The 6,561-nt window shown below is 73.5% G+C and carries 6 protein-coding genes and 1 pseudogene; all 7 read left to right on the top strand.

Annotation, left to right across the window (positions count from 1 at the left end; all coding sequences use genetic code 11):
* Positions 1 to 68: 68 nt before the first annotated feature.
* The 7 genes and pseudogenes from AB0I16_RS32500 (at position 69) to AB0I16_RS32470 (ending at position 6,536) form a co-directional block, all read left to right on the top strand.
* Positions 69 to 734, top strand: coding sequence for a CE1759 family FMN reductase (locus tag AB0I16_RS32500; protein ID WP_363253250.1), 666 nt, complete (start codon positions 69 to 71; stop codon positions 732 to 734).
* A gap of 259 nt (positions 735 to 993) precedes the next feature.
* Entirely contained in the window at positions 994 to 2,874 is a 1,881-nt protein-coding gene (locus tag AB0I16_RS32495; RefSeq protein ID WP_363253249.1) for an amidohydrolase, read from the top strand.
* A gap of 94 nt (positions 2,875 to 2,968) precedes the next feature.
* Positions 2,969 to 3,631, top strand: a complete 663-nt coding sequence (locus AB0I16_RS32490; protein ID WP_363253248.1) for a hydrolase — start codon at positions 2,969 to 2,971, stop codon at positions 3,629 to 3,631.
* 49 nt (positions 3,632 to 3,680) lie between these two features.
* On the top strand, positions 3,681 to 4,217 hold the full coding sequence (locus AB0I16_RS32485) for a DoxX family protein (RefSeq protein ID WP_363253247.1): 537 nt from the start codon (positions 3,681 to 3,683) through the stop codon (positions 4,215 to 4,217).
* Positions 4,198 to 4,935 (top strand): YoaK family protein, encoded by a 738-nt coding sequence (locus AB0I16_RS32480; RefSeq protein WP_363253246.1) that lies wholly within the window; start codon positions 4,198 to 4,200, stop codon positions 4,933 to 4,935. Before AB0I16_RS32485 ends, AB0I16_RS32480 begins: the two co-directional genes overlap by 20 nt.
* Before the next feature lie 10 nt (positions 4,936 to 4,945).
* Positions 4,946 to 5,292: pseudogene (locus tag AB0I16_RS32475) on the top strand (MFS transporter); the annotation flags it as partial.
* Positions 5,293 to 5,372: 80 nt separating this feature from the next.
* Positions 5,373 to 6,536 (top strand): hypothetical protein, encoded by a 1,164-nt coding sequence (locus AB0I16_RS32470; protein ID WP_363253245.1) that lies wholly within the window; start codon positions 5,373 to 5,375, stop codon positions 6,534 to 6,536.
* Positions 6,537 to 6,561 lie beyond the last annotated feature (25 nt).

Here is a 6,561-nt window from a genome sequence, read left to right as displayed (position 1 = left end):
CCCACCCACACCGCCCGCGTCGCCCGCGCCGCCCTCACCAACCACCAGCCCCGGAAGGAAGCCACGGCATGAAACTCCTCGTCGTATCGGCCGGAGTGAGCCTCCCCTCCTCCACCCGCCTGCTCGCCGACCGCCTCGCCGCGGCCACCGCGCCGGCCGCGACCGCACCGGAACCGGCCCCCGCCGGCATCCACGTGCTCGAACTGCGCGACCTCGCCGGGGAGATCGCGCACACCTTCACCAACGGCTTCCCCGAGCAGAAGCTGTCCGCCGCCTTCGACGCCGTGCGCGCGGCCGACGGTCTGATCGCCGTCACCCCGGTGTTCTCGGCCTCCTACAGCGGCCTGTTCAAGTCCTTCTTCGACGCCCTGGGCGCCACCGACGACAGCGCCCTCGCGGGCAAACCCGTCCTGATCGCGGCCACCGGCGGCACCGCTCGCCACTCGCTGGTCCTCGATCACGCGCTGCGTCCCCTGTTCGCTCATCTGAAGGCCGTCGTCGTCCCCACCGGCGTGTACGCCGCCTCCGAGGACTGGGGCGCCGCAGGGCTCGAACAGCGCGTCCGGCGCGCGGCCGGGGAGCTGGCCGCGCTCATGTCCGGGGTGTCCGGCACACGTCCGGCGCTCCAGCGTGACTCCTTCGCGCACGTCACCCCGTTCGAGGAACGGCTCGCCGCGCTCAGCCCCGGCCCCGGTCCCGGCCCCGACGAGGCGCCCGGAACCTCGCAGACGTGACGCGGTGCCGGGCCGGCCGACCCCGACGTGTCCCGTGCGCTGCCAGGCAAGTCGCGGTGCGCTGACCAGGGACCGGGGCGGACCCGACCGGCATAGCGTGACCGACGAAGCAGCCGCGGCACAAAGGCCCGTGCCCCTCGCCACCGACGTCCCTGTCGGGCCCGTGCGCGCGGCCTCGACCCACATTCCACGCAGCCACATCCACGCAGCCACATTCCACGCAGTACACCCCGCAGGAGGTTGTCGAAAGGTGTCCACGATGCCGGTAGGCGGGCTGGTTCCCCGCGCCACCGACGACGCGGCGGACCTCGTCGTCCGCAACGCCAAGATCCATACGGGTGATCCCCGCCTCCCGCAGGCCGAGGCGATCGCCATCCGCGACGGCGTCATCACCGTCGTCGGCGGTGACAAGGACGTGGCCGGGCAGGTCGGTCCCGCCACGCGGGTGGTCGACGCGCTCGGCCGCAGGATGATCCCCGGTCTCAACGACGCCCACCTGCACGTGATCCGCGGCGGCCTCAACTACGTGCTGGAGCTGCGCTGGGACGGCGTCCGCACCCTGCGCCAGGGCCTGGCGATGCTGCGGGAGCAGGCGGCCCGCACTCCCAAGGGCCAGTGGGTCAGGGTGGTCGGCGGCTGGTCGGCCGAGCAGTTCGCCGAACGGCGGCTGCCCACGGTCGCGGAACTCAACGCCGCCGCCCCGGACACGCCGGTCTTCGTCCTGCACCTGTACCAGTCCGCGATCCTCAACCGGGCGGCGCTCAAGGCCGCGGGCTACGACAAGGACACCCCCGATCCACGGGGCGGGCAGATCATGCGGGGACGCGACGGCGACCCCACGGGCATGCTGCTGGCGGCCCCGAGCGCCCTGATCCTCTACTCGACCCTGGCCAAGGCGCCGGTCCTCGACGAGGAGCACCGCAAGACGTCGACCCGTCACTTCCTGCGGGAGCTGAACCGGTTCGGGCTCACGTCGGCGATCGACGCGGCGGGCGGGTTCCAGAACTTCCCCGACAACTACGCGACGGTCACGGAACTGGCCAGGGAGGGAGCGCTCTCCCTGCGCATCGCCTACCACCTGTTCCCCCAGACCGCGGGCCAGGAGATCGACGACCTCACCCGCTGGATCGGCATGGTCCGGCCCGAGGACGGCGACGAATGGCTCCGCCTCAACGGCGCCGGCGAGAATCTCACCTGGGCGGCGGCGGACTTCGAGAACTTCGCCGAGCCGCGGCCCGAGCACACGCCGGACTACGAGGTGGAGTTCGAGAAGGCCGTGCGCCTCCTCATGGAGAACGGCTGGGGCTTCCGCCTGCACGCCACCTACGACGAGACCATCCGCCGCGACCTGGCCGTGTTCGAGAAGCTCGCCGCGGAAGGTCTCTTCCCCGGCGGCAACCGGTGGCTGTTCGACCACGCGGAGACCGTGTCGGCCGACAGCCTGGACCGCATCGTGGCCCTCGGCGGGGCCATGTCGGTGCAGAACCGGCTCTCCTTCCAGGGCGAGGCGTTCGTCCGCCGCTACGGGATCGGAGCCGCCGCGGACGCGCCGCCGGTCCGGGCGATGCTCGGCCGCGGCCTGACCGTGGGCGCCGGCACCGACGCCACCCGCGTCTCCTCGTACAACCCGTGGCTCGCGCTCCACTGGCTGGTCACCGGCCGTACCGTCGGCGATCTGACCATCCACCCGCCGCACAACAGGGTGGACCGGGAGACGGCGCTGGAGATGTTCACCACGGCCGGTGCCGCGCTCACCGGCGAGCAGGACAGGAAGGGCGTCCTGCGCCCGGGGTGCCTCGGAGACCTCACCGTCCTGTCGGAGGACTACTTCACGGTTCCCGACCCGGAGATCGCGCACATCGAGGCGCTGCTGACGGTCGTCGGCGGTCGCATCGTCTACGCCGCCGGCGAGTACGAGGGCATCGACGAGCTGCTGCCTCCGGTGACACCGGGGTGGAGCCCGGTGGCGCACTTCGGCGGCTACCAGGCGGCACCGGCCCCCGGCAGGCCGGGGGTCCGCCAGGCCGAGCTCCTCGGCGAGGCCGTCGCCGAGTCGGAGCTGCACCGGCAGTGGCGCGCCCGCCGCGGCCTCGTCCCCGAGACCGAAGGCCCGGCCTTCGACCCCTGCTTCTCCTTCTGAGCCAGGCGTACACGAGCACCTGGCCCCACCCTCTTCCTTCCCCGGCCGCGGACGACCGTCCGCGACCGCCAACCTTCGACGGAAAGGCATACCCATGGTCAACATCGCCGAGGTCACCGCTTCCCCCAGCCCCGACCTGCTGACGCCCGACAACTGCGCGGTCCTGTTCGTGGACCACCAGCCGCAGATGTTCTTCGGCACCGGCAGCGGGGACCGCACCGCGATCATCAACGCGACGGTGGGGCTGGCGAAGGCCGCCAGGGCCTTCGACGTTCCCACGGTCCTGAGCACCGTGGCCGCCGAGTCCTTCTCCGGCCCGCTCATGCCGCAGCTCGCGGACGTCTTCCCCGGTCAGAACATCGTCGACCGCAGCACCATGAACGCATGGGAGGACGAGGCCTTCGTCGAGGCCGTCAAGGCCACCGGCCGCGAGAAGCTGGTCATCGCCGGCCTGTGGACCGAGGTCTGCGTCGTCCTGCCCGCCCTGTCCGCGCTCGCTCAGGGCTATGAGGTCTACGTCGTCACCGACGCGTCCGGCGGCGTCAGCCCCCAGGCCCACGAGCACGCCGTCCAGCGGATGGTGCAGGCCGGCGTGGTGCCGGTGACCTGGGTGCAGGTGCTCCTCGAACTCCAGCGTGACTGGGCCCGTACGGAGACGTACATGCCGGTCATGGACGTCGTGAAGGAGCACGGCGGCACCTACGGTCTCGGGGTCGTCTACGCGCAGGCCGTCATCGGCGAGCACGCCGCCGGCTGACGCCCTCCACCCGATCGACGACGGACGTCAGGAACAGGAACACAGCGCGATGGACAGCGGACTGTTGGTGCTCCGGCTGGTGGTGGGGCTCCTCATCGCCGGGCACGGAGTGCAGAAGGTCAGTCACCGGCTGGGAGGCGACGGACTGGCCGGCGGGACCGAGGAGTTCCGCCGGGACGGTTTCCGCGGCGGGAGGCTCACCGCCCTCGCCGCGGGCGGCAGCCAGATCGGTGCCGGCCTGTTCCTGGCGGCCGGCCTCCTCACCCCGCTGGCGGCCATGGCCGCCATGGGAGTGATGACGGTGGCCGGCACCGTCAAGCGGCACAAGGGGCTGTGGGTGCAGAACGACGGCTACGAGTACCCGCTGGTGCTCGTCACCGTCTCCGCGGCCGTGGCCCTCACCGGCCCGGGGCGCTGGTCCCTCGACCACCTCCTCGGGCCGGTCCCCTGGCCGCTGTGGATCACCGTGCCGGCGATCGTCGTCGGCCCGGTCAGCGGACTGCTCACCCGCACCTTGCTCGACGATCCCGCGGTGAGCGGCGGGACCACGAAGGAAAGGACGGGGCATGCGAAGGCTGTTGACTGACGCCGCCCACACACTCGTCCCCCCGAAGGACGACCGGCACGGCCCCCTGCCGCCGCTGATGCTGGTGCTGACAGTGGTGACCGGCCTCATAGACGCCGTGAGCTATCTGGCGCTCGGGCGGGTCTTCGTCGCCAACATGACCGGCAACGTGGTCTTCCTGGGCTTCGCCCTGGCGGGCGCACCCGGCCTGTCCGTGGCCGCGTCCCTCGTCTCGATGGCGTCCTTCCTCGTCGGAGCTGTGTCGGGAGGGCGGTTCGGCACCCTGTTCGCCGCGCACCGGGGCCGGCTGCTGACCACGGCGACCGCCGTCCAGGCCGTCCTGGTCGCCGGTGCGGTGGGCGCGCTGGTCGTCACGCACGGCGAGGTGACCGGCCCGGCCCGCTACACCCTGATCGTGCTGCTCGGCATCGCCATGGGCATGCAGAACGCCGTCGCACGACGCCTGGGGGTCCCGGACCTGACCACCACCGTCCTGACGCTCACCCTGACGGGACTGGCCGCCGACTCCTCCCCCGCGGGCGGACCCACCCCCCGGCCCGGCCGGCGCCTTCTCTCCGTGCTCGCCATGTTCCTCGGGGCCCTCGTCGGAGCCCTGCTCCTGGGACACGCCGAACTCCTCCACATCCTGGTCGTCGTCCTGGTCCTGCTCGTCGTCACCTCGGTGGCCACCCACCGCCTGGCGGCCTCCGGCCCCGCATGGACCAGGCCCGCCGCGTGAAGCTCCGGCCGACTCGGCCTGGGCGCCACTCGCGGTGCGTGCCTTCCGCGCGCTGTGGATCGCACAACTGGTCTCCAACACGGGCACGTGGATGCAGGCGGTCGGCGCCCAGTGGCTGCTCGTCGGGCACAGCGCCTGCTCGGTCTCACCTTCCTGCTGGGCTGCGGCACCGCGCTGATGGGCCCGGCCTGGCAGGCGGTCCAGCCCGAACTCGTCGAGCGCGGGCAGCCGGGGCAGGCGGCGGCGCTGGGGGCCGTGAACATGAACCTGGCCCGCGCCGTGGGGCCGGCCCTCGGCGGCGCGGTGGTGGCGGCGGCCGGCGCGGGGCGGGTGTTCGCCTGCAACGCCCTGTCCTACCACGTAGACTCCCGCTCGCTCCCCGGCCACCGGAGTCGCCGCGCCAGGGGGCCGGCCGGCGGGGGTCAGGGGGGAACGACATGTCCGCCGCACATCGCGCAGCCGCCCTCTTCGCGGTCCTGCTGGCACTCGCCGGCTGTGGTTCCGCGCCGGGGGGTGACGAGCCTCCGCCCCGGGACGGGCACCGGTCGGCGGCCGGCTGGCGCTACGACTACGCCGGGACGCGCACGAACGCCGCCTTCACCGACATCGTCGCCTCCTCCGGCGACGACGCCTGGGCGGTGGGCAAGACCCCCGTCACCGGACAGGTCGACGACCAGCGCACCTTCTTGTTCCGCTACGACGGGAAGACCTGGCGTCCCTACCGCCTGCCGCCCCGGCTGCGCCGCCTCGACGAGCTGCCCTCCGTCCGGCTCGCCGGCTCCGGGCCGCGTGACGTGTGGCTGTTCGCCGGTGTCCTCACGGCGCCCGAACGCAGCCGCCCCCCGCTCGCGGCCCACTGGGACGGCACGGCGTGGCGGACCGTGGACCTTCCCGAGGACTTCCCCCAGGTCGTGACGGACGCGGTGGTCGTCGGCCCCGAGGACGCCTGGGCCGTCGACGGGACGGCCACCGCCCGGCACTGGGACGGGCGGCGGTGGCGTGCCGTCCGGCTGCCCGACCGTGCGCGGGCGCTGGCCGGCGGGCCGGGGCGGGACCTGTGGGCCGTGGGGTCCACAGCGGCGGACACCGGTACGGCCGCGCCCGCCGCCATGCGCCGGGACGGCGACGGCTGGACGCGGACGCCGGTGCCCCCGCTGCCTCCGGGCCCCCGGGACGACCCGCGTTCCGGCGAACTCACCGGGGTGCACGTCCTGTCGACCGGCCAGGTGCTGGCCTTCGGGGACGTGACCAGCGAGGGCGGTGACACGGACGCCTACTCCGCGGGGCTCGCGCTGCGCTGGGACGGCTCCCGGTGGCAGGAGGACGGCCTGCCGTGCTGCGTCACCGGCGCGGCCGCGGACACCCTGTTCCTCGGCCCGAAGCGCTATCTGACGGCGTCCGGCGGGAAGCGGCACATCGCCGGGCCGCCCTGCCTCCCGGTCCGGTCCCGCCCGCGCGCCGAAGACCGCTGCGCGCGGAAGCCGGCCCTGGCGGCGTACGCCCCGGTCCCGGGAACGCGGCACGTCTGGGGCGTCGGCTCGGTGTCCGGCGGCGGGGCACTGTCTCGACCCGTCATCGTCCGCCTGCGGGCGCCTTCCTGACGCGGCGGCCGTCCCCGGTGGTCGC

This window comes from Streptomyces sp. NPDC050703, assembly GCF_040654435.1.
Classification (GTDB): Bacteria; Actinomycetota; Actinomycetes; order Streptomycetales; family Streptomycetaceae; genus Streptomyces.
The sequence above is the reverse complement of the archived record's forward strand: the minus strand, read 5'-3'. Positions and strand labels throughout refer to the sequence as shown.